This is a genomic window from Nodosilinea sp. FACHB-141, assembly GCF_014696135.1.
Taxonomy (GTDB): Bacteria; Cyanobacteriota; Cyanobacteriia; order Phormidesmidales; family Phormidesmidaceae; genus Nodosilinea.
Genome location: NZ_JACJPP010000007.1, coordinates 370636 through 397453, shown reverse-complemented (window position 1 = coordinate 397453; position 26818 = coordinate 370636). Strand labels below are relative to the sequence as shown.

The window sequence follows — 26818 nt, the reverse complement described above, 5'->3', positions numbered from 1 at the left end:
TGGCTCACTTGTACTGACTCAATTTTATCAATCGGTTGATACGGTAGGATGAGGGGTACAAACTATTGTGGATTTTCCCCGCCACCGGAGTCAGCCTTGCCCCACTACAGCGCTCGCATCTATGTCACCCTGCGCCCCTCGGTGCTCGACCCGGCGGGCACCGCAGTGCAGTCTGGACTGGCCCACATGGGCTACGACAACGTCGGCCCGATTCGCATTGGCAAATACATTGAGCTCACCCTCGATGCTGAAAATGAAGCCGCTGCCAGCCAGCAACTCGATCGCATGTGCGATCAGCTCTTGGCTAACCCGGTGATTGAAAACTACCGTTTTGAGCTGCAAACCCTAGCGACAGCGTAAAAGCTTTGAGTTTTGAGTGTTTAGTTTTGAGTTCAGGCAACTCATTCAACACTCAAAATTCAAAATTCAAAACTTCCCCCTTACCTCTCCCTTCTCCATGAAATTCGCCGTCATCGTTTTCCCTGGGGCCAACTGTGATCGCGACGTGGCCTACGTCACTCGCGACATTCTTGGGCAGCCCACCCGTATGGTCTGGCATGAAGACAGCGACCTGAGCGATGTGGATATCGTGGTGGTGCCTGGGGGCTTTAGCTATGGGGATTATCTGCGGTGTGGAGCGATCGCCCGCTTTTCGCCCGCCATGCAGGCTACGGTAGAGCACGCCAAGGCAGGCAAGCCGGTACTGGGCATTTGCAACGGGTTCCAAATCTTGACCGAGGTTGGGCTGCTGCCGGGAGCGCTGGTGCGCAACCGAGATATGCGGTTCATCTGCGATCGCGTGCCCCTCAAAGTCGAGCGCACCGACCTGCTGTGGACATCTAATTATTCCACGGGTCAGGTGATCACCCTGCCTATAGCCCATGGTGAGGGCTGCTACTACGCCGACGAGGCTACCCTAGCCGAGCTAGAGGCCAATAAGCAAATCGTGTTTCGGTACAGCGGCATCGATGGGTCTGTGGATGAGGAATCCAACCTCAACGGCTCTCTAGGTAACATTGCGGGTATTTGTAACCGACAGGGCAACGTGCTGGGCCTGATGCCCCACCCCGAGCGGGCTGCCGATGCGGTGCTGGGCGGGGTAGATGGGCTGCCGCTGTTTGAGGGGTTGGTGCGATCGCTAGTAGCCACCTAGGTTAAGCTTCGTCATTCCTTTAACAAGATCTGCCTCCCGGGGCATAAACTTCACCAAAACCCTTGTCACGGCGGTGCAGCTGGGTACACTTAACCCTCAAGGAACCAACCTTGGTCTGGGTATCGTCATGGGCCGTTGGTTGGTTTGCGGGTTGCCGTACAGTAACCCATTGCTGTGTTGTTCGATCAAACCCTGAGCCTAATTGGCTTGGGTTAATGGCTGTAGGAGACCTCCATGTCAGACTCTGACGAATGGCTCAGTAGCGCCCTAGCCTACCGCCCCACGGTCTATGAATATTGCCAGCTAGCGCTGCTCCCTACCCTTGATCAGGCCGCCGCAGAGCGCATGGGTGAGATTTTGCAGCAGGCTGAAGCAGAGCCGTTGCTCAACTTTTTGATTGACGAAGCCGATGAGCTAGTGGCGTGCTTGCAGCCCTGTCTCAGTCCCCAGACGCTCCGCCAGCAGCAGCGGCAGCTTCAGGGTGCGATCGATGCGCTCTGGGTGAACGAACTGTTAGCCGCCTACGGACCCTGCTCAAAGACCAGCCTCTAACCCGCTTGTCGTAGGGTGTGAGAGTCATCCCAGGGGCATTGTGGATATAAGGACAACTGCTTCACGACAAGACACCCATTGAGAGGGATATCGATCTGTGGTTTCTAAGCGTTGGCTAGTGCAGGTGTGTCGGCATCGCTCGTGCGATCGCGGCGGTTCGGCGGCGGTACTAGCGGCATTTCAGCAGCACCAGAGCCCCAACATTTTAGTGACCGAGAGCGACTGCATGGGCCAATGTAGCGCTGGGCCTACGGTTAAAGTGATGCCCGGCAATACCTGGTACTGCCGGGTCACCCCTGGGGATGTGCCGCGAATTGTCGAAGAGCATTTGGGGAGGGGGGAACTGGTGCGCGATCGCCTCCACCCTCGCTTCCATCCCCCTGATAATCTGAGCAATCCCTAAGCCTAGGCTCTGCTCAGCCTAGAGATTGCTGGAGACAGCTACAGCTCCTCACGTATCACCGCGCTTGAGCCATAGCTTCCACTGGAGGCCGCACTACCCGTCGGGCCAAACCCAGTTTTTCTAGCAACAGAATGGCGTACCAGGTGACATCGACTTCCCACCAGCGCCAGCCAGCCGGGGCCACGTTAGGAAACGCGTGGTGGTTATTGTGCCAGCCTTCGCCGTAGGTGAGCAGCGCTGTCCACCACAGATTGCCCGAGTTGTCTTCAATATGAAAGCGTCGCTTGCCCCACATGTGGGTTGCCGAGTTGATCAGCCAGGTCGAGTGCCACAGCAACGCAATTCGCAGAAAGCCACCATAGATTACAAAGGACCAGCCGCCGAGGGCAAAGAGGGCGATCGCAACCGGCACTTGCAGCAGTAGAAAGTTGCGATCGAGCCAGCGGTAGTAAGGGTCACGGGCAATATCTGGAGCATAGCGACGGTAAATCTGGCCATTAAAGACTGCCGGATTGCGGTACACCATCCACAACATGTGGCTCCACCAAAACCCCCGACTGGCGGCATAGGGATCCTTTTCAGCATCCTCGGTGTAGAGGTGGTGCTGACGATGCCCTGCCACCCAAAAGATCGGGCCCCCCTGAAGCGCCATCGCACCAATGGTGGCAATGACGTACTCTAACCACTGGGGCACCTGCAAGCTGCGGTGGGTGAGCAGTCGGTGATAGCCCAAACAAATGCCGATGCTGCCAAACAGCCAGTGCAGCGCCACCATCACCCCCAAGGCCGACCACGAAAAGAACCACGGGGCTAGCAGGGCAACGCCGTGAATGGCGGTTAAAAAGCCGACCAATGTCCAATCTAGGCCTTTGATTTCCCGTTTCTCTGGGGCTGGTTTCAGTAGTGTTGTCATAGCACGTCCTTTTCTTCTTTTAGGGTTAAACCCTCGACCAGTCTGTTAGTCCGACCGAAGGGAAGTCCTTGCCCGCCTCCTTTGCACCCCTGAGGGACCGGCTGGAGTCTTTTGCAAGTGTCGCTTGCAAATTAATCCTAACAAACTTCTCTGGTAAAATGCAAGTGTTGCTTTCTTTTTGCCATGGCAGATCAGCGCAAATCAGCTCGACAGCGTCTAGTAGATGCGGCATTTCAGCTATTTTCTAGCCAGGGAGTAAGCGCTACTACCACTCGGCAGGTGGCTGATTTGGCGGGGGTTAACGAGGTCACGCTGTTCCGCCAGTTTGGTAGCAAGCACAGCTTGCTTGCAGCGGTCATGACTGAGGCTGAGGTGTTGTCTGGCCCAGACCACGGCTTTGATCTGGCAGCTCTAGCCCAAGCTCCCATCGACCAGGCCTTGAGGGAGTTTCTGGGCCAGTGCTTGGCCACCCTCGATCAGCTCTCCGAGCTGGTGCGATCGGTAGTTGGTGAAGCCGGACAGTTTTCTGCAGACAATAGCCAGGCCATGGGGCGGGGCCTACAAACCATTCGCAACTTCATTGCTGAGTACCTGGAGGCGCATCTGGCCCCAGGGGAAGCCGTCGGCCTCCCCCCTGAGGAAGTAGCAGGGTTAGTGATGGCGCTGCTGCTGGGCTATGCCGCGATCGACGGCACCACCAGTGGAGCCGGTGAAGGCAGCGCAGAATTTCACAGTCTGTGGTCCAGCCGGAGCGCTTTTATCGATAGTGTCGTCAGTTGGCTGCTCAGCTTGCGCCCCCCGACCGATGTGGCCGCTATTAGCCCAGCCCAGCTTAGCCTTACTCCCGCCAACACAGAGAGCTGGAGCGACCTACCCGCCCCATTAGTCCATGAGATTATGCAAGCGGCCCGCAAGGCTGGCAACCAGACCCATGCCTTGATCTACGTACTGCTGGGGGCCGGGGTAGCGGCAGCAGAGGTGCCGCTGCTCAGCCGCGCTAGCGCCCTCTACGACAGCAGCCAGCACATTTTGCTTGTTGGCCCTCAGCATCGCCAGGTGCCCCTCAATCAGTGGATCATGGGTCGGCGCTACGGCACCTACACCAAAAACCCGCTCACCCGCTGGCTCAAAAGCCGCAATGATGCTTCATCGGCCATGTTTTTGGGGCCAGACGATCAGCCGATTACGCCCTTAAGAGTGCGGCAGCTATGGGCCGAGGTAACAACCGGCATTATGTCGCCTACTGGCGAACCAATTGGCGTTGAGCAGGCCCGTGCCACCTGGTGTGTTGAGATGCTGCTGAGGGGGCTGAACCGCCAGGAACTGAGTCTGTTGAGTGGGCTATCGGTAGAGCAACTCGACCCGCTGGTACAAAAAGCCCAGGCGCGATCGGCCTTAGCCCAGGCCTTGCGCCTCGATCAACAATCTGGTTCAGCCTCAGCTACTCTCGACAAGCCTGGTGAGACTAGCGCTGGGGCCAAAGACTAGCGCCATAGCAAAAGAGCGAGAGTACAAGAGCAAAAATCGAAAACGCCCGATGGGCCTAAATCCATTCATTTTGGGCTGTTCAAACCCAAGGGCTTTACTTGGTGTAGGAGCAGGGGATTTTCTGGCACTGTGATCTAAACAACACCAAGCGTTATCTGGACGAATGCTGTGAGGAACGCAGGACAGTGAAGATTGCCGCCATGATTCTGCCCTCGCCGTAGGGAAACCCGCACAAATTCAGGTATGAAATAGCACTAAGCAAGTCTGTAGTTACGGAGATGATTATTTGTCGCTACAGGCAGTTGAGCAACTATGGTATCTCAGCAAAGTTTGTCAACGTTTTCTTCCATGAATCAGGTGTTGGAGGCCATCGACGATCTTTTTGTGGCTGAGTTAGAGCGCACGGGTTCACCTTGGGTAGGCAGCCACCAGCTAGGGAAATTATTTTTGGCTGCCTATGGATTAGACCTAGAGAGGCTGATTGAGCAGCGAGGCTATGGCAAAGACCTGAGGTATTTCTTGACCAGCAGCAGAAGATTCTCGATATATAGTCATCAGCCGTCCCCAAAATATTATCTCGCTCCGCTAAAGCTGGTGATGCCGGGCGCTTTAAAGAGCGGTCGGCCTGCGCCAAAGCTACGTCATTAAAAGAATCTTGCTTTGTCAAGGAGCTTCTGATCGTTGACAATTTGCGTGGACTGCATTCCTAAGGCGCAACTCAGCACAATGCTGTTCGATGAGCGTCAACGCACAACGTCCTGAGAAAGCGATGAAGTAGCGCTCAGGAGGCAGGGAGCGAGATGTTGCTGTTTGGCCAAGGGCCGGGGGGGCTATCCGGCAGATCTTCGATCGCGACTTTGGTGTCGTAGCGGGTGAACCCACGTGACTCGTAGTTTTTGTAGGCGAAGGGGCCATCGAGGCTACAGGTATGTACCCATACGCGGTTGGCTCCCCAGTTCCAGGCGCGCTGTATGCCCACCGTGAGCAGATGGCCTCCAATGCCCTGGCCAATAAACTGGGGCAGCAGACCAAAGCAGGTGATTTCGACGTCGCCTTGGGGGTGTTCTTCTAGCTCGATATAGCCCGCTGGGGTACCCGAGATGTAGGCTATCCAGGTTTCGACCTGGGGGCGGTTGAGGTAGGTGAGCCAGCGATCGCGGCTCCAGGGGAGGCGATCGCACCAGTACCACTGGCCGCCCACGCTGGCATAGAGGAACCGGCTCAACTCTGGGCAGGGCACCTCGGCCTGGCGAATCTCCAGATGGGGATGCTCGCTGAGCTTGGGCCGCAACTGGGCCGGGTCGAGCATTTCCAAATACCAGGTGGTGACCTCGATCTGCATCAGTGGAGCAAATCTCCTTTAAAGACGGTGATAGCCTGACCGCTGAGGCGAATGCGATCGCCCTCATCCTGCACTTTGACTATGCCACCTCGGGTCGATGACTGGTGGGCGAGAAAAGTGGTTTTGCCCAGTTTTTCGCGCCAGTAGGGGCCGAGGCAGCAGTGGGCTGCCCCGGTGACTGGGTCTTCATTGATGCCGAGGGCAGGGGCAAAAAACCGAGAGACAAAATCGTAGGGCGCTTCGCCCCGGCTGGTGACAATCACGCCGTGAACGGGGAATTGCCCGAGGGCGACAAAGTCGGGTCTCAGATCGCGCACCACCGCCGCCGACTCTAGCTCGACTAGATAGCCTAGGGAATTTTCTACGACGGCTTGGGGGGTTGCGCCTAGAGCCTCTGCTAAACCGTCAGGTTCAGCGATGGGGTGAGACGGGTTAGCTGGAAAGTTGAGCTCAATCCAATCGCCGAGGCGGCGGGCCGTGAGCACACCGCTGCGGGTATGGAACATAGCGGGCTGTTCGTTGCTCAGGTGACCCTCGCTCCACAGCACGTGGCAGGTGGCCAGGGTAGCATGGCCGCACAGGTCGACCTCTACGGTGGGGGTAAACCAGCGCAGCCGGTAGCCGTCGCCCTCGGGGTAGAAAAAGGCGGTTTCTGAGAGGTTCATCTCTTGGGCCACCTGCTGCATCCAGCGATCGGGGCGGGCCTCGGGTAAGGCGCACACTGCCGCGGGGTTACCGCCAAAGGCAGCGTCGGTAAAGGCATCAACCTGAGTTAGCGAAATGGTCATCGGGCTCCACCCTTTTCCTTAAAATTTCAGCTGAGTCTAAACGTTTGCCGAATTTGCTCAGCGGTCATAAAGCGGCGATCGGCAGATAAGTCGTCGGCCATTGCCCCGGCCACTTGGGGCAGGGTAATGGGTGACTTCCTTTGAAAACGCCCCAGGCCAGCATAGCTAACCAGGCCTAGATATTCGCGAATGGCTAGCAGCGATCGCTCACGACCAGCCACCCCAACGGGCAACGGCTCAATGTGAGGGACGACGGCAAACCCCAGCCCCTTGAACGTCAACCAAGCCCGCAGCATGTGGGGAGTATCGGTGATTAAAATAACCCGCTTCAACCCCCTAGCGCCAAGGGCGACGGCGGCTGACTCTGCCTCTTGCTTGGTGGTTTTGACGCAGACGGCGCTGAGCATGAGGTTGGGCGACAGGTGGCGCTGATCGAGGGCTTTAAGCACAGTGACTCCCTGGGAGAGGCCCATAATCAAAAGATTGGGCGATCGCCCCTCGGCCAACATATCGACCGCTGTATTGTAGCGATCGCCTTGAATGCGGCCGTTCCGGGCCAGCACCACAATGGCATCGGCTGACTCCCCAGTGTCTCGGGGCACACAACTCGACAGCAGCGCCGTTGCTGGGATTGAAAATAGCGGCGACATCACCACCCCATAGGCGACCAGTAACGCCAAACCTGCCACAGCCATACGCCAACTGTATTCAGGCTCACTGGTAACTAAAACTACTGCGATAACCACCAACAGAACCGGGGTGACTTTTTTGGGGCTAAAAAACCAGTAACCCAGCTTCCAGGTTAATTTTGGCCAACGTCGCGCAAAATCAGTCCGAAGTGGCTCTAGCATGGCAGTTTCCTGAGCCTTGAGAAAGGCGAGTCCCGAGAAAATTCTCAAGTCTAGCCTACTCATCTGCACGCTCACTTTGGCACATAACCCGTGCCGTCGAGCAAAGTTCACAGGTCTATGTAGTCACCGCAAACCCTGAGGGCGCAGCCTTTGCTATTCCCTGGCTCCCATCCCGCGGGCAGGCCAGTCGGCTGGCCCGCCCCGCAGGATCGAAGATGTCACCCACTACTGGTAATAGCGTTGGTCAACCCACACCCGCAGCTCTTGCTCAGAGCTGAAGGTACGGCGCTGCTGGCTGACTGGGTCGTGGGCAACAAACAGCGTATTGCCCCAGCGATCGCGCTTCACAGTCACGCTTAGGTCGGCGGAACCACAGAGGTAAGTCAGCAGGGCACTGCCTACCAGACTGAGACGCCGCTTAGCCTCTGCCCAAGCCCGAGCAATAGAGTAATCGGTTTGGATGGGGCGATCAAGCGGCTCTTGAATTAGCTCAAGCTGAGCGTACAAACTATTGGGTTTCATGGAGCTGTCCTCTAAGAAAGGCGATTGGCCAACGGGAACAGCACGAATCGATTCGGCATAGGTAAAGTTTCTGCGATCGCCCCCTATCGAAACAGAGGCAGTTAGCGTAAATTGTCTTGGTAACAGTTTGAGTTTTTACAACTGTTCTGGTCACCTCACCCCAAAACTGTTCCCACTTCACCCCAAAACAAACCCCTTTTCAGAATCCTCCCCCTTCGCCAACTCCCTCATCTCCCCACTCCCCTACCCTCCCACCCCCTACCCATGCCCCTCTCCCCTATCACCCTCGCCCCGCACCAGATCCTCTACGAACAGGTGGCCGATCGCCTTCAGCAACTGATTACCGAGGGCACCCTCAAACCGGGCGATCGCCTGCCCTCAGTGCGAAAACTGCGCGCCCAGCTGTCGGTCAGCACTTCCACAGTGATGGAAGCCTACCGCCTACTAGAAGATCGGGGCATGGTGGTGGTGCGGCCCCAGTCGGGCTACTACGTCAAACAGACAACCCTACAGCTGCCCCAGGAGCCCGCCCCCACCGCGCCACCGCGCCAGGCCACCGACATTGATATCTCCCTGGCCTTTGAGGTGATTAGTCTGATGCGCGATCCGGGGTTGATTCAGCTGGGGGCGGCGCTGCCAGCCCTAGAACACCTACCCCTAGCCCAGCTCAACCGACTGATGGGCAAGGTGCTGCGAGACAACACCAATGCGGCCCACGCCTACGGCACGCCCCTGGGCTGCCCTGAGCTGCGGGCCGAGTTTGCCAAGCGCATGCTCGACGCGGGCTGCTCGGTGCACCCTGACCAGATGGTGATTACCAACGGGGCCAACGAGGCGATCTATTTTTGTCTGCAAGCGCTGACTCAGCCTGGCGACACCGTGGCGATCGAGTCGCCCACCTACTTCGCCGTGCTAGAAGCGCTGAAGTGTTTGGGGTTGAAGGCGCTGACCCTGCCCACCCACCCCCGCGACGGCATTAGCCTGCCCCACCTCGAAGAAGCGCTGCAAACCGGCGATGTCAAGGTAGTGCTGCTGGTGTCGAATTTCAGCAACCCCCTGGGCAGCTGCATGGATGATCGCAAGAAAAAGCACCTGGTGGAGCTGCTCAACCAGTACGACACGCCACTGATCGAAGACGATGTCTATGGCGATCTCTGCTTTGAAGGCACCCGCCCTAAGGCAATCAAAGCCTTTGATACCGAAAATCGCGTGCTCTACTGTGCTTCGGTGAGCAAAACTCTGTCGCCAGGCCTGCGGATAGGCTGGTGCACCGGGGGCCGTTACCACGGCAAGATCGCTCACATGAAGTCAATTCTCAACCAAAACACGGCGATCGCACCTCAGCTCACGGTGGCGGCCTTTCTGGCCAACGGCGGCTACGATCGCCACCTGCGCCACCTGCGCCGCGTTTACCAAGACCAAATGGTGCACATTCAACAGGCAATTCGCGACTACTTTCCCGCCGAGACCTGCGTGACCCGGCCCACCGGGGGCCATGTGCTGTGGCTCGAAATGCCAGCAGGGTTTGACTCACTGCGGCTGTACCAGGAGGCGCTCGCCCAAGGAATTGCGATCGCCCCCGGCGTCATGTTTTCGGCTTCGGGGCAGTGCTACGGCAACTGCTTTCGGCTGAATACGGCGGTCCCTTGGTCAGAGCAGGTTGAGCAGGCGATGCAAACCCTGGGTCTGTTGGCCAAAAAGCAGGTGGCAGAAAATTTCCTGCGGGACGATGGCCACCGCAGGGACAACTTGCTGGCTTCTAAAGTTTGAGGTTTGAGTTAGGCCTTCTTCAAGGCTCTAGGCTCAGCCAGAGCGCCCTCGGGGGCGATCTTCAGAAGATGAAGAATGCGGCGCAGAGGAATATTGATGCGGTTGGTTCGGTTGGTGAGCTCGCGGCCCAGGTTGTAGATTGCCTGCTCGACCAGGTAGTTATTGAGCAGCACCTCTAGCTCTTGCTGGGTCTTGGGCAAAAAGCTATCGCGGGTAGCGGTAGCCAAGTAGGCCTTAACAAAGGTGCTGCTGACCCAGCGATACCAAAATTCGGCCCACTGCTCCATTTGATGGTGATGGTCGGATTGCCCCATGCCGCTCTCGACTTCCTTGTCGAGGGCAACGTTGACGGCATAGTAAAACGACTGCAGCATGCAGGCGACATCGCGCAGGGGCGATCGCTTCATGCGGCGCTCGTTGAGACTGCGAGCTGGATCACCTTCAAAGTCAATGATGTAGAAGTCTTTGCCGGTGTAGAGCACCTGCTCCAGGTGATAGTCGCCGTGGTAGCGAGTCCGCAGAGCGGTAATTTTGTGGTTTAACACCGACTGAAACTGCTGCAAACAGGCATCGTGCTGCTCTAAGACCAGGGTGGCGAGCGCTCGCGTCTCCGGCGGCAGCGTACTCAGGCGATTCTTTAACAGCAAAAAGACCTGACCGGTCAGGTTGCGGCTGTACTGGTAGACCGATCGCTGATAGAGCGAGGTAAAGGGCTCCGGCGTGAAGGCGGGCTGATCCGCATCCACCGCCAGGGCCAGGTGGAGTTCAGCGGTGCGCTGCCCCAGCAGCTGCATGTTGGCCAGGTAGCTGTTGATCGCCTTACAGGCCGGAATCGGAGAATCAACGGAGGGCAGCGGGCAGTAGGGCAACGGGAAGAAGACCTCGGTCGGAGGCTCATCCACGGCCACTGGCTCCATTGCCAGGGGCGACCCAACCGGCATGGGCGCTTCAGCGATATCCGACTGATCCATCACCACGAGGTCGAAGTAGTCGCGCAAATGGTCGAGGGTGTAGTCCCAACCGCTGCGGGTGTCGGGGATAAACTCCTGCAGCAGACCGATGGTGATCGGCTCCGCCGCCGGGCGATGGTAGGTCAGCGTGCCCGCGATCGAAGGAATGTGGGTAAAGTGCTGGTGTTCGTCCAAAAAGCGGCGCACTTCCAAGTCGGGGTGCTGACCCTCTTCAACTTTTTGAAAGAGCTTGAGAATCAGTCGGTTTTGGGCGGCGACGCTGCCGGTCTTAGCGTAGGCAATCGACGTGTTGTTGTGGAAGCCTTTCATCAGCGAAGCTTCAAAGGGCAGGCCGTCTCCCGTTGGCTCCTCACCCAGGGATGGGTTGGGATCACCCTTGCTCAGCTCAGCAAATAGGGCTGTGGTGTCAGCCACCAGCTTACCGGCGGCATTTTCATAGACTCGGTGCTGAGCAATGCCTTCGAGCAGGGCGGTCAAGAACGACTTGTCGGCGATCGCATCAAATAGCACCGCTACGTTGTCGCTGCTGGCCAGATTGAGTCGTGCCACCACCGACTGCGGGGCCTCATTGAGCAGACGGAGCGCCTTCTCCCCTTCGGCCATCGCCAAAAACAGCACGTAGGTCTGGGGGCTGCCCTGGATGTAATCGACCTGTAGCTCCAGCATCTGAGCATGTCTATCCCGATAGGGGATGGCGATGACTTCAGTAATGCGAGCCGTCTGCACCGTGCGGGTTCTGCCGCCAAACCAGGGGTGGCTAGACAAATACTGGGGCAGCAGGATCTCTAAGCTCGCCGTGAACCCGCGCGTCTGGGCCGATTGCAGCTGAGAAAACGCCGTAGGCCAAGCCCCCGCTAGCTGCAGCATCGGCAGCTCTACCTTGGGTTTGACCTCGGGTAGGGGCACAACCTGGGGCTTGAGCATAAACCAGTAGACCGCGTAGGCCCCAATGCTCAAGAAGTAGGGCGACTCATCGATGGGGGGAAACTCGGTGCGGCCAAAGATCTCGACCGGCACCCACCCCTTCAACCCCGGTAGATCAAGCTCAACGGTTTGCACAAAGCGAGACAGGTTTGCCACCACCAAAATCCGCTCGTCTTCGTAGGTGCGGGTAAAGGCCAGCACCTTGCGGTTGTCGGGATGCAGAATTTGAAAATCGCCGCTGCCCAAGGCGCGAAAGTGATTGCGCATGGAGATCAGCCGCTTGGTGGCGTTGAGCAGCGAGCTGGGGTTGGCCCGCTGGGCCTCAACGTTGACCGTGGCGTAGTGGTACTCAGCCTCGACGATCAGGGGCAAAAACAGCCGCTGGGGACTGGCGTTGCTAAAGCCGGCGTTGCGGTCAAAGTTCCACTGCATGGGGGTGCGCACGCCGTTGCGATCGCCCACATAGACGTTGTCGCCCATGCCAATTTCGTCGCCGTAGTAGAGCACAGGCGTGCCCGGCAGCGACAGCAGCAGGCTGTTGAGCAGCTCGATCTGGCGGCGATCGTTGCCCAGCAGCGGGGCCAGCCGCCGCCGAATGCCTAAGTTCACACGCATTTCGGGGTCTTGGGCATAGACGCGATACATAAAGTCGCGGTCTTCATCGGTAACCATTTCCAGCGTCAGCTCGTCGTGGTTGCGCAGAAACAGGCCCCACTGGCAGTTGTCAGGAATGGCAGGCGTCTGCTGCAAAATATCGGCGATCGGAAAGCTGTCCTCCATGCGCAGGGCCATGAACAGGCGCGGCATCAGGGGAAAGTGAAAGTTCATGTGGCACTCGTCGCCGTCGCCATAGTAGGCGGCGGCATCTTCAGGCCACTGGTTGGCCTCGGCCAACAGCATGCGGTTGGGAAACTTCTCGTCGACGTGCTTCCGCAGCTTTTTCAGAAAGGCATGGGTTTCGGGCAGGTTTTCGCAGTTGGTGCCTTCGCGCTCGTAGAGGTAGGGCACGGCATCCATGCGCAGCCCGTCAACGCCCATTTCTAGCCAAAAATCCATGACGTCAAACACGGCCTGCTGCACCGCCGGGTTGTCATAGTTCAAGTCGGGCTGGTGGGAATAAAATCGGTGCCAAAAATAGGCATTGGCCACCGAGTCCCAGGTCCAATTGGAGGTTTCAAAATCCTGGAAGATGATCCGCGCTTCCTGGTATTTCTCGTAGGTATCGCTCCAGACGTAGAAATCGCGCTCGGGGCTGCCCTTGGGCGATCGCCGCGCCCGCTGAAACCAGGGGTGCTGGTCGGAGGTGTGGTTGACGATCAGCTCAATAATGACGCGAATGCCCCGCTGGTGCGCCGCCTGTAGCAGATCCTTAAAATCGTCCAGGGTGCCGTAGATCGGGTTGACATTCACATAGTCGGCAATGTCGTAGCCGTCATCTCGCAGCGGCGACGGAAAGAAGGGCAGCAGCCAAATAGCGGTGACGCCTAGGTCTTGAAGGTAGTCTAGCTTGCCAGTCAGGCCGCGAAAGTCGCCAATGCCGTCGCCGTTGCTGTCGGCGAAGGCCCGCACAGGCACTTCGTAGATGATGGCATTCTTAAACCACAGGGGCTCATTCTTCAAGGTCAACCTACCCACTAGCAACGCAATGTCCGCCCCCACGGTAGCGGAATTCGCCAGGAGCGTCATCGTCCCGAAGTAATAGCGATCCCGCGATCGCGCCCCAGGCTACGGCGTTGGTTTGAACCTACGGCTGAGCGCCGAAAGCCTTGAATCTTCAACAGAGTGAGCACAGCACCATTGCCAACTGCGGCGCGTCAGACTGCGCAGCGACACGTTCACAGAATTCACAGGAAGGCCAAGAACGTAAATAGAACGCTAAGAACGCGCGCTTATCCAAGTATTCGGGAACCAGGCACCCCCACCCCTTAGGAGGATGCGTGCGACCGACATTTGCCTCTATCAATAGCATTGCTGATGGTGTGGCAACACACTGTTTCAGCTTGGCTGCTCGATGCGGCCTAAATTACTCTTTTGCAAGTGCGATCGCCGAACCCCTATGAGCTTTCAACGTGCCAGTGGTGTTTTACTGCATCCCACCTCGTTTCCCAGCCGCTACGGCATTGGGGATTTGGGCCCAGCCGCTTATACCTTTGTCGATTTTTTGGCGAAGAGTGGCCAAACGCTGTGGCAAATTTTGCCCCTGGGGCCCACTGGCTACGAGCATTCGCCCTACATCATGAACTTCAGCACCTTTGCGGGCAACCCGCTGCTGATCAATTTAGATCAGCTGGCCGCCGAGGGTTTGCTGGAGGAGGACGAGCTGATGCCTCTGACAGACGTCGATCCGGAGAAGGTCGATTTTGACAAGGTGATTGCCCACAAAACGCAGTATCTCAAACAGGCCCACGAGCGCTTTTTGAATGCGCGATCGCCCGAGCAGCAGGCCAAGTTTGACCAGTTCTGCCAAGAGCAAGCCTCCTGGCTAGATGACTTTGTGCTGTTTATGGCCCTGCTAGAGGACCACGACGGCAAAAGCTGGAATTTTTGGGAACCGGCGATCGCCCGCCGCGAACCGGAGGCGCTGCAAGCTCAGCGGGAGAGGCTGAAAGCCCAGATTCAATACCATCAGTTTGTGCAGTTCAAATTCTTTGAGCAGTGGCAGAATCTGCGCCAGTATGCCAACGACAAAAACATCAAAATTGTTGGCGATATTTCGATTTACGTGTGCCACAACAGCTCCGACGTTTGGGCCGCTCCCGAGCTATTTAAGCTCGACCCCGACACCTTTGAACCCGCCTTTATTGCTGGCGTGCCCCCCGACTATTTCAGCGAGACCGGCCAGCTCTGGGGCAACCCGGTCTACAACTGGGATAAGGCCGAAAAAACTAATTTTGCCTGGTGGATTAAGCGCTTTCAGGTGACCTTGCAGTACGTCGATATTGTGCGGGTCGACCACTTTCGCGGCTTTGAAGCCTACTGGCAGGTGCCAGCGGGCGAAGAAACAGCGATCAACGGCGAATGGATTGAAGCCCCCGGCGAGAAATTTTTCACTGCCCTGGGTGAAGCCCTGGGAACGCTGCCGATTATGGCGGAAGACCTGGGCATCATTACGCCTGAGGTTGAAGCGCTGCGCGATCGCTTCGACTTTCCCGGCATGCGCATTCTAATGTTTGCCTTTGGCGATGACCCCAACAACGCCTACCTGCCCCACAATTACACCCGCAACACCGTGGTCTACCCCGGCACCCACGACAACGACACGGCGATCGGCTGGTGGCAGCAGGCTAGCGACACCGAGAAACAGTTTGTGGCCCGCTATGCTGGCTACAACTCGCCCGAGGCGATCGAAGACATCAACTGGCTGCTGATTCGCATGGCGTTGGCCTCCGTGGCCGATCTGGCAATCATTCCGCTGCAAGACCTGCTGGACCTAGACGGGCGATCGCGCATGAATGACCCCAGCCGCAACGACGGCAACTGGCGCTGGCGCTACCGCAGTTCGGCGTTGCTGACCAATGCTTTGAGCGATCGCCTCCGGACCCTGACTCAGCTCTATAGTCGCTAATGCTGTGAAAATTGATTTCAGCACCATTTTGAATCAAAAACGCGACACGATTATTGAGTTGTGGATCAACGCGGTTTTTAACGATCAGCAAATTGAAGCCACCAATGAATTAACTTTCAATGCGGTCCGCGACAGTTTGCCCAGGGTGCTCGAATCTCTCGCCGCCATGATGGCCGACAGCGAGGCAGAAAATTTTGAGACTATCGATGATGCCAGTCTAGAACACGGGCTGATTCGCGCTGAGCAAGGGTTTGAACCGGCAGAAATTGCGCGCGAGTATCGTCTGCTGCGATCGGTGATTTTTTCAGAGCTAGAAGCCGATTTGGTGCAGGCCGAACCCAAGGATGTGCTGTGGGCGATTCGGCTGATTGATGCGGTAATTGACGAGGCGATCGCCCGCTGTTTTGACAGCTATACCCAAACCCGCATGGAGGAGCTAGACCAGCTCCGAGCTCAAATGCAGCTCACCAATCAAGAGCTGACGCGTTTAGTGCGGGCCAGCCACGACAACATGTCAAAACTGACCCACGAGCTTAAAACTCCGCTGACCTCAATTATTGGCTATGCCGACTTATTTCTGCGCCAGCAGCAGCAGACCGAAATCAAAGATTCCTATGCTCATCTAGAAAGTATTGAGCGCGTATTGCGCAGCGGTCGGCTTTTGCTGCGGTTGATCAACGACACTCTCCAACTTCAGAAAGGTGATGGCCAAATTAAGCTCAAGCTCGTCACGATCGACCCTCACGAGCTGATTCAGTCGGTCATCGAGATTATTGAACCGCTAGTGCGCAACAAGGGGTTGGAGCTGAAGGTGGCGTGCGATCGCATTCCCCCAGTGGTGCAAACTGACCCCCTGCGCCTACAGCAGATCATTACCAACCTGCTGAGCAACGCGATTCGTTATACTGAGACTGGCCATGTCTCTATTGCGGCCGAAACCCTGAGCGATGGCCGCTGGTCAATTACCGTCACCGACAGCGGCATCGGCATCACTGAGGCTGAGCAAAAACATATTTTTGAACCCTACTACCGGGTTAGCCATCGCCCTACACCTGATACCGAACAAGGCACAGGCTTGGGCCTAGCCATTGTGGCCCAGCTGGTGAATTTGATGCAGGGTGAAATTTTGGTGTCATCACAATCAGGCCAAGGCTCCACCTTTACGGTGATCTTCCCAATCGAACAGCATGGGCTTAAGCAGGGGGAGCCGCCCGCTCCGTCAGTCGCGGGGGCGGGGAACCCGTAGCCGGGGCGATCGCGGTGAGGCCAGCAGCTGTCGCCAAATCTGTTCGTAGCGCTGGGCCATCGCCTGAGCCGTAAACTGCGCCACCGCCACCGCTCGACCCCGCTGACCCATCTGCTCACGCAGGGCAGCATCATTTTTGAGGCGACGCAGGGCGTTGACTAGCCCCATGACATCGTTCTTCTCAATCAGTAGCCCTGTTTCCTGCTCAATCACGGCTTCTGCTACACTGCCCACGCGCGTGGCAATCACGGGTCGGGCCGCCAGCATGGCTTCCACAATGGCTAAGGGAAAACCCTCAGAGCGCGACGGCAAGACAAAAATATCGACGTTGGGCAAGTGGGCGCGAGGGTTATTGACCCATCCCGGCAGAGAAACGCGATCGCCAATGCCCAGATCCTGAGCCAGATGTTCCAGGGCTTGGCGTTCTGCCCCATCGCCCCACACGACCACGTGGGTATCGTCAACCTGAGCGATCGCCCGCAACAAAATATCATGGGCCTTCATCGCGTCTAGGCGGCCCACGCTGCCTACCACCAGCATGGGCTCTTTTAAGACTGGGCTTGGGGCAGGTTCAACTTCGACGTCGGGCACGCCGTTGGGCACAGAGATGACCGTGTTGCGGCCCAAAGCATAGAAATCCTCCATTCGCCGGGCCGAGGCTTCGCCTACCGCGACGTGAGCATCGACCCGCAGCGACAGCGATCGCGTCCGCCATAGGGCGATCGCGTCCGTAGTTCGCAGCGGTAGCTGATCGACCCGCACGACCCGCGCCTGGGGCAGAGTCAGAGCCGCCGCCAGGCCCGTCGCTCCAGCCCAGGGTGTACACAGATTGAGATGCACAATGTCGGGGCGCAGCCGATGCAGAGTAGCGAGATGGGCGGCGATAGAGGTAAACCCTGTAGGGGGTAAGACAATTTTTTCAGCACCGGGCCGCTGGCTGGCGATCGCATCGACCACGGTAGCCGAGACCCCTAGCACCGTAATGGCAATATCCCTCGACACCGCTGCCACCAAATGACCTAGGCTAAACTCCGCGCCCCCCATTCCCAAAGAATCTGTGTAGACCACAACTCGCGGAGCAGGTTGAGAATTACAGCCAGACGATAGCGAGTCTGCGTTGATCATTCATTCATGGCATCCCTACGCTATTTATTCAGCAGCGTTTCGCTGGCTGCGTCCTCTCCACTGGGGCAGAAAACTCTAGACAGCGCCGAGTCAATATTCCGTCGGCAACATTGTTTCTAAATTCTCAGGCGTTGCTGAGTAGCGTATGATTGGCCAAAATTGACCCTTTCCCTAGCCCTCTCCCGAGAGGAGAGGGGACAAGAGTTTGGCTCCCTACTCTTCAGGAAGAACCAGCAGCAGGTAACAACAGATGGTCGGCGAAACCAACCTCACGCGGCTGTTATCGTCTATGCAACCCACTCTCCGCGAGGGGGAATATGTGTTTTGCACCGTTGCAGCTTCAAGCGGTCTCGACCTCGACCCCATTGGGTTCTTTAGGGAAGATGAGGGGGTAACGCTGATCTTGCTGCGGCACCAGGCCGAGGCGGCGGGCCTGCCCTACTCAGCCACCTTCGCCATGATTACGCTCTCGGTGCACTCCAGCCTGGAGGCGGTGGGGTTTTTGGCGGCGATCGCCACCAAACTCGCCAGCCATGGCATTAGTGTCAACCCCGTCTCAGCCTTTTACCACGACCACCTGTTTGTGCCCGTGGCTCAGGCTGAAGCCGCGATCGCCCTACTCCACGAGCTTGCAGCAGAAAGCGACACCAGCAGCCCTTAAGCATCGGCTTGTCGGTTTCAAGACGGAGGTGCTAGTCTTGTATCAGATAGTTCTAGTTAAAACTATCTAGATTAGAACTATGGCTTCCCTACCCAGTTTATTTGTCACTCACGGGGCACCCGATTTGCCCCTGCGCGCTGGCCCGACCCAAGACTTTCTGCGATCGCTCTTGCAGACCATGCCGAGGCCAAAGGCTATCTTGGCGATCTCGGCCCACTGGCTCACGGCGCAGCCCACCGTTAGCGCTGCCGAGCAGCCCAAGACAATCTACGACTTCGGCGGTTTTTCCCAGGCGCTCTACGAGTTGAATTACCCCGCCCCAGGCAGTCCAAAGCTGGCAGAGCAGGTGATATCTAGACTCACTGAGGCCGGGTTTTCGACCCGTGTAGATTGCGATCGCGGCTTCGACCACGGCGTTTGGACGCCGCTGCTTCTGGCAGCCCCAAAGGCCACCATCCCCGTCGTGCAGCTCTCTTTGCAACCCCACGAAACGCCGCTGTACCACTACCAACTCGGCAAAGCCCTCGCCCCCCTGCGCGATGAAGGCGTACTGATTTTTGCCAGCGGTGCCGCCACCCACAACCTAGGGGCCTTTGACGGCAACTACGATGCCCCACCGCCCGCTTGGGCCGTAGCCTTTGATGACTGGCTGGCAGAGGCGATTACCCAGGCGGGTAGGTCTTCAACCAACGCCGCCAACGATATCCAAGCCCTGCTCGACTACCGTCAGCACGCCCCCTACGCCGCCAAAAACCACCCCAGCGAAGAGCACCTGCTGCCCCTGTTCGTGGCCCTCGGCGCTGGCGGCCCCGGCAAACAAATTCATCACGGCTTCACCTACGGAGCCTTCAGCATGGCCGCCTACCAATTCAATTAGTTTTGAGTTCTAAGTTTTGAGTGTTGAATTCACTCCACAACTTAGAACTCAAAATTCAAAACTCAAACCTTTCCCCTCACCCCAGGACATCCCCATGGCACTCGGCAGATTGATCAACGGCAAATGGTCCACAGAATGGACAGAGCGCAGCGAATCGGGCGAATTTCAGCGCATGCCGACCCTGTTTCACGACTGGGTCACGGCGGATGGCTCTAGCGGCTTTAAGGCCGAGCCGGGGCGCTACCACTTATATGTATCGCTGGGCTGTCCCTGGGCGCACCGTACGGTGCTACTGCGATCACTCAAAGGGCTGCAAGGGGCGATCGGCCTCTCCATCGTTGACCCAGTGATCAGCGACCAGGGCTGGAAATTCTCACAGCGCTTCAGCAGCATTCCCGACAGCCTCTACGGGGCGGAATACCTATGGCAGCTATACACCCGCGCCAAGGCCAGCTACACCGGACGCGTCACCGTGCCCGTTCTGTGGGATACGCAGACCCAAACCATTGTCAACAACGAGTCGCGCCAAATCATTCAAATGCTGAACTCGGCATTCAACGATTTTGCGGAGTTTCCCAGGCGCGACTTCTACCCCAATGCGCTGCGGCCCCAAATCGACGCAGCGATGGATGCCATCTACCAGCCAATCAACAACGGCGTGTACCGCAGCGGCTTTGCGGCTTCCCAAGCGGCCTACAATGACGCGGTGACGGAACTGTTCGAAGCGCTGGATCACTGGGAGGAGGTGCTAGGGCAGCAGCGTTACCTAGTGGGTGACCAGATCACCCTGGCCGACTGGTGTATGTTCACCACCCTGTTTCGCTTTGATTTGGCCTACTACGGGCTGTTTAAAACTAACCTTAAACGCCTGGTGGACTACCCCAATCTATGGGGCTACTGCCGTGAGCTCTACCAGCGGCCGGGGGTGGCCGAGTGGTGCAGCGCGGAGCATGTCAAGCAGCTCTACTACGCGGGGCTGCCCGAGCTTAACCCTAGCGGCATTGTGCCTGCTGGGCCAGCAATTGATTACGGGCAGCCCCGCGATCGCGATCGAATTTAGCCTTCCACCAGGCTGGCCTCGACCACGTTGGTGGCAAAGCTGGCGTAGGCAGCGCCAACTTGCTTGGCCATGGTGTCGGGGAAGAGGTGAAATTTGCCATCCTTTAGCGCCATGACAATGCCTTCGCCTACGAGAGCCGGTGACTCAGCGATTTCTCCCAAGCCGGCACTATTGGCCATATCGGTGGCAATGGGGCCGGGGTGCACACTGACCACGGCAGTGCCCTGAGCGCCCAGCACCTCCCGCAGCGCCTGGGTGATCGAGTAGGCCGTCGCCTTTGAGGCTGCATAGGTAGCAAAGTCAGCAAAGCTCTTGAGCGAGGCTACCGAGTTGAGCTGCACAAAGGCACCACCGCCATTGGCTTTGAGGACCGGGGCAAAGGCCTGGGCCATCCGCATCAGGCCAAACACGTTCATGTCAATCTCGTACTGCAGCGCCGCGATCGCATCTCCAGCCAGCGGCCCGGCATTGCGCAGCACCCCGGCATTGTTGACCACCAGCGCTACATCGGTGGCGATTTGGGCGGCCTCGGCAATGGTCTCGGGCTGGGCCAAATCAAAGCGTAGGGGAACGACGCGATCGCCATAGGTTGCCACTAAAGGAGCGGCGGAATCGAGGTTCCGCACCGCGGCGTAGACTTTGGTGGCCCCGTGCTGGAGGAGAGATGCTGCGATCGCTTTACCAATGCCGCGGTTGGCACCAGTGACGAAAGCTACTTTGCCGTTGATATCAAAAGACATGGGAATACTTCAGAGAGGAAGATCAGAACAAGGGACCGGGAAAAACCTTAAAGCTTGGAGCTGAGACTGAGTTTAGAAAGGTCAGCAGAAGCTGATAATTTGTCGGTGGGGCACGGTGGGGTACACAGCTAAGACAGAGCGGCCTAAGGATCTGCCAGCAGCCCCTTAGGCCACGGTGCCAACCTGGCTCTCAAAGGTTGGCTGCAACACATCCATGCCAGCTTTCACGGCCGGACGCGCCGCGATCGCCTCAACCCAGCGCTGCACATGGGGGAACTCATCGAAGGACAGCTCCATGTAGGGGCTCTGAGCCGCCGCTACCCAGGGATAGGTGGCGATATCGGCAATGGAGTAGTCGCCCGCTAGAAAGGGGGTTTTAGCCAGCTGCCCTTCCATCACGCCCAGCAGCCGCAGGGTTTCTTTCTCGTAGCGGTTGATGGCGTAGGGCAGCTTTTCTGGAGCAAAGTTGCGAAAGTGGCCAAATTGGCCAAACATGGGGCCAACGCTCGCCATTTGAAACATCAGCCACTCGATCGCCTTGATGCGCTCCCCGGTTTCTGTAGGCAGCAGCTTACCCGCTTTTTCCGCCAGGTAAATCAAAATGGCCCCCGACTCAAAGATCGCCAAGTCGGTGTCACGATCGACAATGGCCGGAATTTTGCTGTTGGGGCTAATGGTCACAAACTCGGGGGCAAACTGCTCGCCCTTGCCGATGTTGACCGAGTGAATGGTGTAAGGCATCTCCAACTCTTCAAGCAGAATAGCGGGCTTGCGACCGTTGGGAGTCGTAAAGGTGTACAGGTCAATCATTGAGGTCAGCTCCAGGTGTAGTGTCTCTCGTAGGGGCAAACAGTCGTTTGCCCTAGCCAAACCGATGCCGAAATTTAGAAGAATCTAGATCTCCAACCAGACGCCACTACGCTAGGTGAATACCGCACTCTTGCTTCAGCCCCTGGAATCGGGTGTCGCGCTCATCTAAATCGCTGGCCACAAGCGGACGGCTAGAGTGCCAATCACCGACGGTAACGTAGCCCTGGTCAAAGAACGGGTGGTAGGGCAGATCGTGGGCTTGCAGGTACTCATAAACATCCTTGGAGTTCCAGTGCAAGATGGGCAAAATTTTGTGAATGCCGTGCTGTTGACCCACCACATCGAGCGTTTTGCGGTGGTGAGTTTGCTGCGATCGCAGCCCCGCCAGCCAGGCCGTTGCCCCCAATTCCCGCAGTGCCCGCCCCATGGGCTCAACCTTGCGAATCTGGTCGTACTGATTCAGAGCCTCAACGCTGTCTGCGGCCCACAGTTTGCCGTAGAGGGCTTCCATGTGGGCGGGGCTGAGGGGCGACTGGTAGGGCTTGAGGTTCAGATTTAGCCGCTGGGTGAGCTGGTCAGCAAAGCGGTAGGTTTCCTCGGGAAGGTAGCCTGTATCGACCCAGACGACAGGAATATTGGGGATAACCTCAGTGACCAAGTGCAGCATCACCGCCGCCTGAATACCAAAGCTAGTGCTCATCACTAGCCCAGGGCCAAAGGCATCGGCGGCCCATTCGACAATGGCGGCAGAGGTTGCAGGAGTTGCCTCTGCGCTTGGCAAACCGGGCCAGGCTGGCAAGGGGCTAACGGAGCGCAACCCTTCGGCCAAGGCGGTCAAACGTTCTGCGCTGGCAGTTGGAGCAAGGGTAGCAGTCATGCAAATGCCTCCTTAAAAGGCTGAGACTCGGGTTGCGGGGTGAAACAATCTAAGTAGAACGGTCTGTATACTTTTAATTATGTAGACAGGTCTGTATATTGTCAAGCCTGCTGAGAACACCCTTGTTTGAGAGCCTAGCTAAGCATCGTTAGAAGAGTCGCCAAAAGCCTTGGGGCAAAAGCACTCATTCATCTTGCTGCACTAGCTGGAGAAATTCTGTAGGCGGACAAACAAGGCTTGGCCCGGTAACGGCGTTTAGGCAAAGGGCTGTCATCTGAGTTATTATACAGACAGACCTGTATATCATGCACTTCATGGCTCGCTCATCTGCTTCGCGCCCTTGCGCCCGCAATCGCATTATGGCGGCGGCCTCTGAGCTGTTCTACAAAGAGGGCGTTCACAGCGTCGGCATCGATCGCATCATTGCCGAGTCGGGGGTGGCTAAAATGTCGCTCTACAACCACTTCAAGTCAAAAGATGCCCTGATTGCCGCTTGGCTCGATGAGCAGCACCACAGCTGGCGTGAGTGCTTCCAAAACGCGATCGCTCGCCACGCTGCTGCCTCTGGCGAATCACCACTGCTGGCTATTTTTGACGTCTTGCAGGAGGGAATTGAGAAACCCAACTTTCGCGGCTGCGCCTTTATCAACTCAGCGGTAGAACTGGTCGATGCCGAGCATCCTGGCTACCAGATTACCCTCGCCCACGAGCAGGCCGTCGCCGACTACATTCTCAACCTGGTCAAAGAAGCTAACCTGCCCAACCCCGAAGCTCTAGCCCAGCAGCTGCTGATTTTGATCCAAGGAGCTACCGTCGTCGCCATGATGCACGGCTGCCCCAATGCCGCTAGCCAGGCCAAAGCCGCCGCGACCACTTTAATCAAGGCCGCAGCCCAAGGCTAATTTTCCAGGCTGAGGCGGGCGTTGATCGCCAGGGTTTTCAGGTCATCCAGGCTGGGTACCGGGCAGCTCTCTTCCGTCTGTGGCTGGCTCAACCACAGCAGGTACTCGATGTTGCCCGCTGGGCCGAGCAGGGGTGACCAGGTGAGCCCTTGGTATGTCCACCCGAGGGATTGGGCCGAGGCTAGCACGCTGGCGATCGCATCGGCCTGATCCCCAGCGTCGCGCACGACGCCCTTTTTGCCGACGCGATCGCGGCCCACCTCAAACTGCGGCTTCACCAGCAGCACCACCTCGCGTGGCGGCACTAGCAGCGCCCAAAAAGCGGGCAGCACCTTGGTCAGCGAAATAAACGACACATCCATCACCCCCAGATCAGGGCGAGGAGCATTCTCGCCGTAGAGCTGCTCGGGGGTAAGGTGGCGCAGGTTAGTGCGCTCCCGCAGCATCACACGCGGGTCTTGGCGCAGCGCCCAGGCCACCTGGCCGTAGCCCACATCAATGCCGTAGACCTGCTCGGCCCCGGCTTGCAGCAGACAGTCGGTAAAGCCGCCGGTCGAAATCCCCCCATCCAACGCAATCCTTCCCTTGGGCTCGATCGGGAATTCGCTCAGGGCTTTGGCCAGCTTTTCGCCGCCGCGCGAGACAAAGGGCGATCGCGACTTCACCAGCAATTCCACATCCTCAGCAAAGGCCGTGCCCGGTTTATCCACAACGGCGTGGTTCACCTGCACCTCCCCAGCTCTAATTAACCGCTGGGCCTGCTGCCGCGATTCGCACAAGCCCCGATCTACCAGCAGGGCATCTAGACGCTGTTTGGCCATCGGTAAATCCCCTAGGCAGCGGTGCTGGGTTTGAGGCCCCGGCGGCTGGCGATTTGTTCGAGCTGCTGCTTGACCAGATCGAGCCCAGGCTTGGTGCTTTGGCGATCGTACAGCTCGCTGGCTTTGAGCAACGCCTGCACGGCCTGCCCATCGGTGCCCATGTTGGCGTAGGCCAGTCCACCGTTGTGGAAGGCTTCGGCACAGTTAGGCTCGGCCACCATCACGGCGGTGAACTGGTCGATAGCAGCCGGGTAACGGCCCTTAGCAAAAGCCGCACAGCCCGCCTCAAACTGAGTTCTAGCATCGTCACCGATAGGCATAGAGAGTTCCATCACTGGGGACGGAAAGAGGGCGCTGTTGCCCAGAGGGCGGCGATAAGCCCGCACCATCACCCCCATGCCAAAGCCCAGCACAGCCAGCACCACCGATAGCCAAATCACCAGTTCCACGGGGTTCAACCTCCAATAATTAGACCAACAACCGTTTTGACGCGTCTGCCAAAGGCCGAGGTCAACCCGACGATAGCACCGACTCGCTGCCCCACCCTGCCGGAAAATCAGCGTCTCAAACTGAATAACCTAAAGGTACGACCTAGCCTTCTGACACTTAGCCCCACCCTAACTATGCAACATGTTTTAAGAGGAATCGCGTTGGCCCTGCGGGGCCGCTCTTTAACCGTCGCCCTTAAGGGGCAATCTTTAACCATTGCCTTGGCAATTGCAGGGGGCATAGCCCTAGCAGGCTGCGATTCGCAGAGCGATCCGTTCCGGAATCGCGCCTCCACCCCTGAGACGCCGGTTGAGCCAGCCCAAGAATCACAACCGGCAACCGGCTCGGAGGGGCAAACTGAGGCGATCGCCACCATTCAAGCCATTGTCGCCAACCCCGTATCGGTCACCCTAGGACAGGGAGAGCCTGAGCCAGCTCAGATTAACCAGACCATGGCCTACGGCGACCAAATTCGCACCGCCGATCAGGCTCTAGCTGAGGTGGGCTTAGTCAACGGAGCAATGTTTCGCATCGGCGGCAATGCGGCCCTTACCCTGCAACCCAGCCAGCTCCGGCTCGATGCCGGACAAATGATTACCTGGGTTGAAGGCGCACTAGCAGAGCCCATAGAAATTGTTACCCCGGCAGGCATTGCCGGTATTCGAGGCACCACGGTGTTTGTCAACATTGAAGATGATCCCAATGCCCCGGTCGAAATTTTTTCGTGGGAAGGGGAGGTGGCCTTTCGGCTCGCTGACAGCGAGAACGAGGTAGTTTTAACCAGTGGCGAGCAGCTGTTTATATACCCAGGCGAGCGAGACATCGAGGCGCTGAGTCAGCAAGTGCAGCCCCTCGATCGGGCCGCAGCGCAGGAGCGTTTGGAGGGAAGCCCGCTGATTAACGGTTTCAGCAGCCCGCTACCGACCCGACCTGAGATCGAAGCCACCGTTGATGCTTTGTAATAAGCAGCTCAACATCAATGAAAGTCATCACCCACAACCGGGTTTCTTTTGCAAAATAGAAGGCCATCACCCTAGCGCAGCGGCTTGACTTCGCTCTAGTCAGTGGCGTTGATCGCATTCATTGCGCCGCTCATAGGGACCATCGGCATGATCTAAAGGAAGATGCCGGTGTTTATTGTGAATAGGTTCCTGTTGGTTGAATTCATGGAGATGACTATGGAATTCATTGCCTCATCTATAAGGATCACTTTCATGATCTAAGCCAAAATGAAAGTGTTTATTATGAATGGCTTCTTATTTATGGAATTCATTTGCCCATTTTCAACGAACGTCCTCTTTTTGTCAGAAAACATCATCCTCACCAGCTGAAATGCTGGCCCTCTTCTTCAAAAATGACGGCAAAATTACTGAGCCCTTCAGCCTAGCAAGCACATCTCAACTCCCGCAAAACCATCGGTTTCGGGACATTAACCCCTGTGCCACTTTAAAGGGGCAAACTCTATGGAGGTGCATCCCATGCCTCGACAAAAAAGAAGCTCACCCGTGCTCGAAAAGGGCGTTCGCCGCGCCGCTGCGCTCAAATCAATCAGCGCCAGCCTAAATCTGGGCGACGGGCTGACCTTAGACAACTATCAGCTAGAGCTAGATAAGCTGCAATCGCAGCTAGCTACCTATAACGAATCGCTATCGTTTGTAGACCGCGCCCTTAGCGTCGTGCGCGACACCGAAAAAGACATTAGAGTGCTTTCAGAACGCATGCTGATTGCTGTGGCGGCTAAGTATGGCAAAGACAGCTATGAGTATGAAATGGCGGGCGGCACTCGCAAGAGCGATCGCAAGCGCCCCACCCGCAGGATAGACAGCGTGGCCTGACCCGCTTATCCATCGAACTTTCAGCATCCCCTCGGCAGGCTTAACCTACCGAGGGGTTTTGCATTCGGTCCACTATTTGGCCTACTTACAGAGACACTGTACCAACGGTAATCCTCAATTCGTTGAAATAAAT

Annotated in this window: 26 protein-coding genes; 14 read left to right on the top strand and 12 right to left on the bottom strand. The window is 57.4% G+C overall.

Translation table 11 applies throughout. From position 1 onward, the window contains the following. Window positions 1-48: 48 nt before the first annotated feature. The 4 genes from purS (at window position 49) to H6F59_RS05190 (ending at window position 2108) form a co-directional block, all read left to right on the top strand. Window positions 49-360 (top strand): phosphoribosylformylglycinamidine synthase subunit PurS, encoded by a 312-nt coding sequence (purS, locus tag H6F59_RS05205; protein WP_242021275.1) that lies wholly within the window; start codon window positions 49-51, stop codon window positions 358-360. 97 nt (window positions 361-457) lie between these two features. After that, on the top strand, window positions 458-1153 hold the full coding sequence (gene purQ, locus H6F59_RS05200) for a phosphoribosylformylglycinamidine synthase subunit PurQ (RefSeq protein WP_190696047.1): 696 nt from the start codon (window positions 458-460) through the stop codon (window positions 1151-1153). Window positions 1154-1387: 234 nt separating this feature from the next. Then, a complete protein-coding gene (locus H6F59_RS05195) occupies window positions 1388-1705 on the top strand; it encodes a hypothetical protein (protein ID WP_190696043.1) in 318 nt (105 codons plus the stop codon). 97 nt (window positions 1706-1802) lie between these two features. Further along, window positions 1803-2108 carry a ferredoxin gene (locus H6F59_RS05190; protein WP_190696040.1) on the top strand — a complete coding sequence of 102 codons (306 nt, stop codon included), beginning with the start codon at window positions 1803-1805 and terminating at the stop codon, window positions 2106-2108. Window positions 2109-2163: 55 nt separating this feature from the next. Here the strand turns inward: H6F59_RS05190 and H6F59_RS05185 are convergent, their stop codons facing one another. Then, window positions 2164-3021, bottom strand: a complete 858-nt coding sequence (locus tag H6F59_RS05185; protein ID WP_190696037.1) for a fatty acid desaturase — start codon at window positions 3019-3021, stop codon at window positions 2164-2166. 183 nt (window positions 3022-3204) lie between these two features. Here H6F59_RS05185 and H6F59_RS05180 point away from each other — a divergent pair, with 183 nt between their 5' ends. After that, the gene (locus H6F59_RS05180) at window positions 3205-4509 is read left to right on the top strand and encodes a TetR/AcrR family transcriptional regulator (RefSeq protein WP_190696034.1); all 1305 of its coding nucleotides are present in this window, start codon (window positions 3205-3207) and stop codon (window positions 4507-4509) included. Window positions 4510-5290: 781 nt separating this feature from the next. On the opposite strand, the gene H6F59_RS05175 is transcribed toward H6F59_RS05180, so the two are convergent. The 4 genes from H6F59_RS05175 to H6F59_RS05160 all read right to left on the bottom strand — a co-directional run bounded on the left by H6F59_RS05175 (window position 5291) and on the right by H6F59_RS05160 (window position 8012). Next, window positions 5291-5851 carry a GNAT family N-acetyltransferase gene (locus H6F59_RS05175; RefSeq protein ID WP_190696031.1) on the bottom strand — a complete coding sequence of 187 codons (561 nt, stop codon included), beginning with the start codon at window positions 5849-5851 and terminating at the stop codon, window positions 5291-5293. Beyond that, window positions 5851-6639, bottom strand: coding sequence for a PhzF family phenazine biosynthesis protein (locus H6F59_RS05170; protein ID WP_190696028.1), 789 nt, complete (start codon window positions 6637-6639; stop codon window positions 5851-5853). The genes H6F59_RS05175 and H6F59_RS05170 overlap by 1 nt, the downstream gene beginning before the upstream one ends. Window positions 6640-6665: 26 nt before the next feature. Next, complete coding sequence (locus tag H6F59_RS05165) at window positions 6666-7334, bottom strand: YdcF family protein (protein ID WP_190696025.1); 669 nt, start codon at window positions 7332-7334, stop codon at window positions 6666-6668. A 381-nt stretch (window positions 7335-7715) separates the two neighbouring features. Further along, entirely contained in the window at window positions 7716-8012 is a 297-nt protein-coding gene (locus tag H6F59_RS05160) for a hypothetical protein (protein ID WP_190696021.1), read from the bottom strand. A 264-nt stretch (window positions 8013-8276) separates the two neighbouring features. Here H6F59_RS05160 and H6F59_RS05155 point away from each other — a divergent pair, with 264 nt between their 5' ends. Next, a complete protein-coding gene (locus H6F59_RS05155; RefSeq protein ID WP_190696015.1) occupies window positions 8277-9782 on the top strand; it encodes a PLP-dependent aminotransferase family protein in 1506 nt (501 codons plus the stop codon). 8 nt (window positions 9783-9790) lie between these two features. On the opposite strand, the gene treS is transcribed toward H6F59_RS05155, so the two are convergent. Then, on the bottom strand, window positions 9791-13363 hold the full coding sequence (gene treS, locus H6F59_RS05150; protein WP_190696012.1) for a maltose alpha-D-glucosyltransferase: 3573 nt from the start codon (window positions 13361-13363) through the stop codon (window positions 9791-9793). Window positions 13364-13733: 370 nt separating this feature from the next. Here treS and malQ point away from each other — a divergent pair, with 370 nt between their 5' ends. Further along, entirely contained in the window at window positions 13734-15242 is a 1509-nt protein-coding gene (malQ, locus tag H6F59_RS05145) for a 4-alpha-glucanotransferase (RefSeq protein WP_190696009.1), read from the top strand. A 4-nt stretch (window positions 15243-15246) separates the two neighbouring features. Then, the gene (locus tag H6F59_RS05140; RefSeq protein WP_199308961.1) at window positions 15247-16488 is read left to right on the top strand and encodes a HAMP domain-containing sensor histidine kinase; all 1242 of its coding nucleotides are present in this window, start codon (window positions 15247-15249) and stop codon (window positions 16486-16488) included. Here H6F59_RS05140 and H6F59_RS05135 read toward each other — a convergent pair. Further along, the gene (locus H6F59_RS05135) at window positions 16462-17613 is read right to left on the bottom strand and encodes a glycosyltransferase family 4 protein (RefSeq protein WP_190696007.1); all 1152 of its coding nucleotides are present in this window, start codon (window positions 17611-17613) and stop codon (window positions 16462-16464) included. The genes H6F59_RS05140 and H6F59_RS05135 overlap by 27 nt on opposite strands. A 250-nt stretch (window positions 17614-17863) precedes the next feature. Between H6F59_RS05135 and H6F59_RS05130 the strand changes: the two genes are divergently transcribed. From H6F59_RS05130 to H6F59_RS05120, 3 genes are all read left to right on the top strand, one after another. Then, complete coding sequence (locus H6F59_RS05130) at window positions 17864-18274, top strand: ACT domain-containing protein (RefSeq protein WP_190696005.1); 411 nt, start codon at window positions 17864-17866, stop codon at window positions 18272-18274. A 79-nt stretch (window positions 18275-18353) separates the two neighbouring features. After that, complete coding sequence (locus tag H6F59_RS05125) at window positions 18354-19151, top strand: class III extradiol ring-cleavage dioxygenase (RefSeq protein ID WP_190696003.1); 798 nt, start codon at window positions 18354-18356, stop codon at window positions 19149-19151. A 94-nt stretch (window positions 19152-19245) separates the two neighbouring features. Continuing rightward, window positions 19246-20211, top strand: coding sequence for a glutathione S-transferase family protein (locus H6F59_RS05120; RefSeq protein WP_190696001.1), 966 nt, complete (start codon window positions 19246-19248; stop codon window positions 20209-20211). Here the strand turns inward: H6F59_RS05120 and H6F59_RS05115 are convergent. From H6F59_RS05115 to cysH, 3 genes are all read right to left on the bottom strand, one after another. Next, window positions 20208-20951, bottom strand: coding sequence for an SDR family oxidoreductase (locus H6F59_RS05115; RefSeq protein ID WP_190695999.1), 744 nt, complete (start codon window positions 20949-20951; stop codon window positions 20208-20210). The genes H6F59_RS05120 and H6F59_RS05115 overlap by 4 nt on opposite strands. Window positions 20952-21116: 165 nt before the next feature. After that, window positions 21117-21761: a glutathione binding-like protein gene (locus H6F59_RS05110; protein WP_190695996.1), complete on the bottom strand. Its 645-nt coding sequence runs from the start codon at window positions 21759-21761 to the stop codon at window positions 21117-21119. 106 nt (window positions 21762-21867) lie between these two features. After that, window positions 21868-22638 carry a phosphoadenosine phosphosulfate reductase gene (gene cysH / locus H6F59_RS05105; RefSeq protein WP_190695993.1) on the bottom strand — a complete coding sequence of 257 codons (771 nt, stop codon included), beginning with the start codon at window positions 22636-22638 and terminating at the stop codon, window positions 21868-21870. A 314-nt stretch (window positions 22639-22952) separates the two neighbouring features. Here cysH and H6F59_RS05100 point away from each other — a divergent pair, with 314 nt between their 5' ends. Next, window positions 22953-23540 (top strand): TetR/AcrR family transcriptional regulator, encoded by a 588-nt coding sequence (locus H6F59_RS05100; RefSeq protein WP_190695990.1) that lies wholly within the window; start codon window positions 22953-22955, stop codon window positions 23538-23540. Here H6F59_RS05100 and H6F59_RS05095 read toward each other — a convergent pair. After that, window positions 23537-24361 carry a TlyA family RNA methyltransferase gene (locus tag H6F59_RS05095; protein ID WP_190695987.1) on the bottom strand — a complete coding sequence of 275 codons (825 nt, stop codon included), beginning with the start codon at window positions 24359-24361 and terminating at the stop codon, window positions 23537-23539. The genes H6F59_RS05100 and H6F59_RS05095 overlap by 4 nt on opposite strands. Before the next feature lie 11 nt (window positions 24362-24372). Next, window positions 24373-24810 (bottom strand): hypothetical protein, encoded by a 438-nt coding sequence (locus H6F59_RS05090; RefSeq protein ID WP_190695984.1) that lies wholly within the window; start codon window positions 24808-24810, stop codon window positions 24373-24375. A 174-nt stretch (window positions 24811-24984) separates the two neighbouring features. On the opposite strand from H6F59_RS05090, the gene H6F59_RS05085 reads away from it, so the two are divergent. Continuing rightward, window positions 24985-25812 (top strand): FecR family protein, encoded by an 828-nt coding sequence (locus tag H6F59_RS05085; RefSeq protein WP_190695981.1) that lies wholly within the window; start codon window positions 24985-24987, stop codon window positions 25810-25812. A gap of 516 nt (window positions 25813-26328) precedes the next feature. Next, window positions 26329-26685, top strand: coding sequence for a hypothetical protein (locus tag H6F59_RS05080; protein WP_190695977.1), 357 nt, complete (start codon window positions 26329-26331; stop codon window positions 26683-26685). Window positions 26686-26818 lie beyond the last annotated feature (133 nt).

What these genes read in the sequence shown, in the direction of transcription:
- H6F59_RS05180 (WP_190696034.1), top strand. Translation starts at nt 3,205, where the DNA reads ATGGCAGATCAGCGCAAATCAGCTCGACAGCGTCTAGTAGATGCGGCA.
- H6F59_RS05155 (WP_190696015.1), top strand. Translation starts at nt 8,277, where the DNA reads ATGCCCCTCTCCCCTATCACCCTCGCCCCGCACCAGATCCTCTACGAA.
- cysH (WP_190695993.1), bottom strand. Translation starts at nt 22,638, where the DNA reads ATGACTGCTACCCTTGCTCCAACTGCCAGCGCAGAACGTTTGACCGCC.
- H6F59_RS05130 (WP_190696005.1), top strand. Translation starts at nt 17,864, where the DNA reads ATGGTCGGCGAAACCAACCTCACGCGGCTGTTATCGTCTATGCAACCC.
- H6F59_RS05080 (WP_190695977.1), top strand. Translation starts at nt 26,329, where the DNA reads ATGCCTCGACAAAAAAGAAGCTCACCCGTGCTCGAAAAGGGCGTTCGC.
- treS (WP_190696012.1), bottom strand. Translation starts at nt 13,363, where the DNA reads ATGACGCTCCTGGCGAATTCCGCTACCGTGGGGGCGGACATTGCGTTG.
- H6F59_RS05100 (WP_190695990.1), top strand. Translation starts at nt 22,953, where the DNA reads ATGGCTCGCTCATCTGCTTCGCGCCCTTGCGCCCGCAATCGCATTATG.
- malQ (WP_190696009.1), top strand. Translation starts at nt 13,734, where the DNA reads ATGAGCTTTCAACGTGCCAGTGGTGTTTTACTGCATCCCACCTCGTTT.
- H6F59_RS05195 (WP_190696043.1), top strand. Translation starts at nt 1,388, where the DNA reads ATGTCAGACTCTGACGAATGGCTCAGTAGCGCCCTAGCCTACCGCCCC.
- purQ (WP_190696047.1), top strand. Translation starts at nt 458, where the DNA reads ATGAAATTCGCCGTCATCGTTTTCCCTGGGGCCAACTGTGATCGCGAC.
- H6F59_RS05110 (WP_190695996.1), bottom strand. Translation starts at nt 21,761, where the DNA reads ATGATTGACCTGTACACCTTTACGACTCCCAACGGTCGCAAGCCCGCT.
- H6F59_RS05125 (WP_190696003.1), top strand. Translation starts at nt 18,354, where the DNA reads ATGGCTTCCCTACCCAGTTTATTTGTCACTCACGGGGCACCCGATTTG.
- H6F59_RS05120 (WP_190696001.1), top strand. Translation starts at nt 19,246, where the DNA reads ATGGCACTCGGCAGATTGATCAACGGCAAATGGTCCACAGAATGGACA.
- purS (WP_242021275.1), top strand. Translation starts at nt 49, where the DNA reads ATGAGGGGTACAAACTATTGTGGATTTTCCCCGCCACCGGAGTCAGCC.
- H6F59_RS05175 (WP_190696031.1), bottom strand. Translation starts at nt 5,851, where the DNA reads ATGCAGATCGAGGTCACCACCTGGTATTTGGAAATGCTCGACCCGGCC.
- H6F59_RS05165 (WP_190696025.1), bottom strand. Translation starts at nt 7,334, where the DNA reads ATGGCTGTGGCAGGTTTGGCGTTACTGGTCGCCTATGGGGTGGTGATG.
- H6F59_RS05085 (WP_190695981.1), top strand. Translation starts at nt 24,985, where the DNA reads ATGCAACATGTTTTAAGAGGAATCGCGTTGGCCCTGCGGGGCCGCTCT.
- H6F59_RS05160 (WP_190696021.1), bottom strand. Translation starts at nt 8,012, where the DNA reads ATGAAACCCAATAGTTTGTACGCTCAGCTTGAGCTAATTCAAGAGCCG.
- H6F59_RS05185 (WP_190696037.1), bottom strand. Translation starts at nt 3,021, where the DNA reads ATGACAACACTACTGAAACCAGCCCCAGAGAAACGGGAAATCAAAGGC.
- H6F59_RS05095 (WP_190695987.1), bottom strand. Translation starts at nt 24,361, where the DNA reads ATGGCCAAACAGCGTCTAGATGCCCTGCTGGTAGATCGGGGCTTGTGC.
- H6F59_RS05170 (WP_190696028.1), bottom strand. Translation starts at nt 6,639, where the DNA reads ATGACCATTTCGCTAACTCAGGTTGATGCCTTTACCGACGCTGCCTTT.
- H6F59_RS05135 (WP_190696007.1), bottom strand. Translation starts at nt 17,613, where the DNA reads ATGATCAACGCAGACTCGCTATCGTCTGGCTGTAATTCTCAACCTGCT.
- H6F59_RS05115 (WP_190695999.1), bottom strand. Translation starts at nt 20,951, where the DNA reads ATGTCTTTTGATATCAACGGCAAAGTAGCTTTCGTCACTGGTGCCAAC.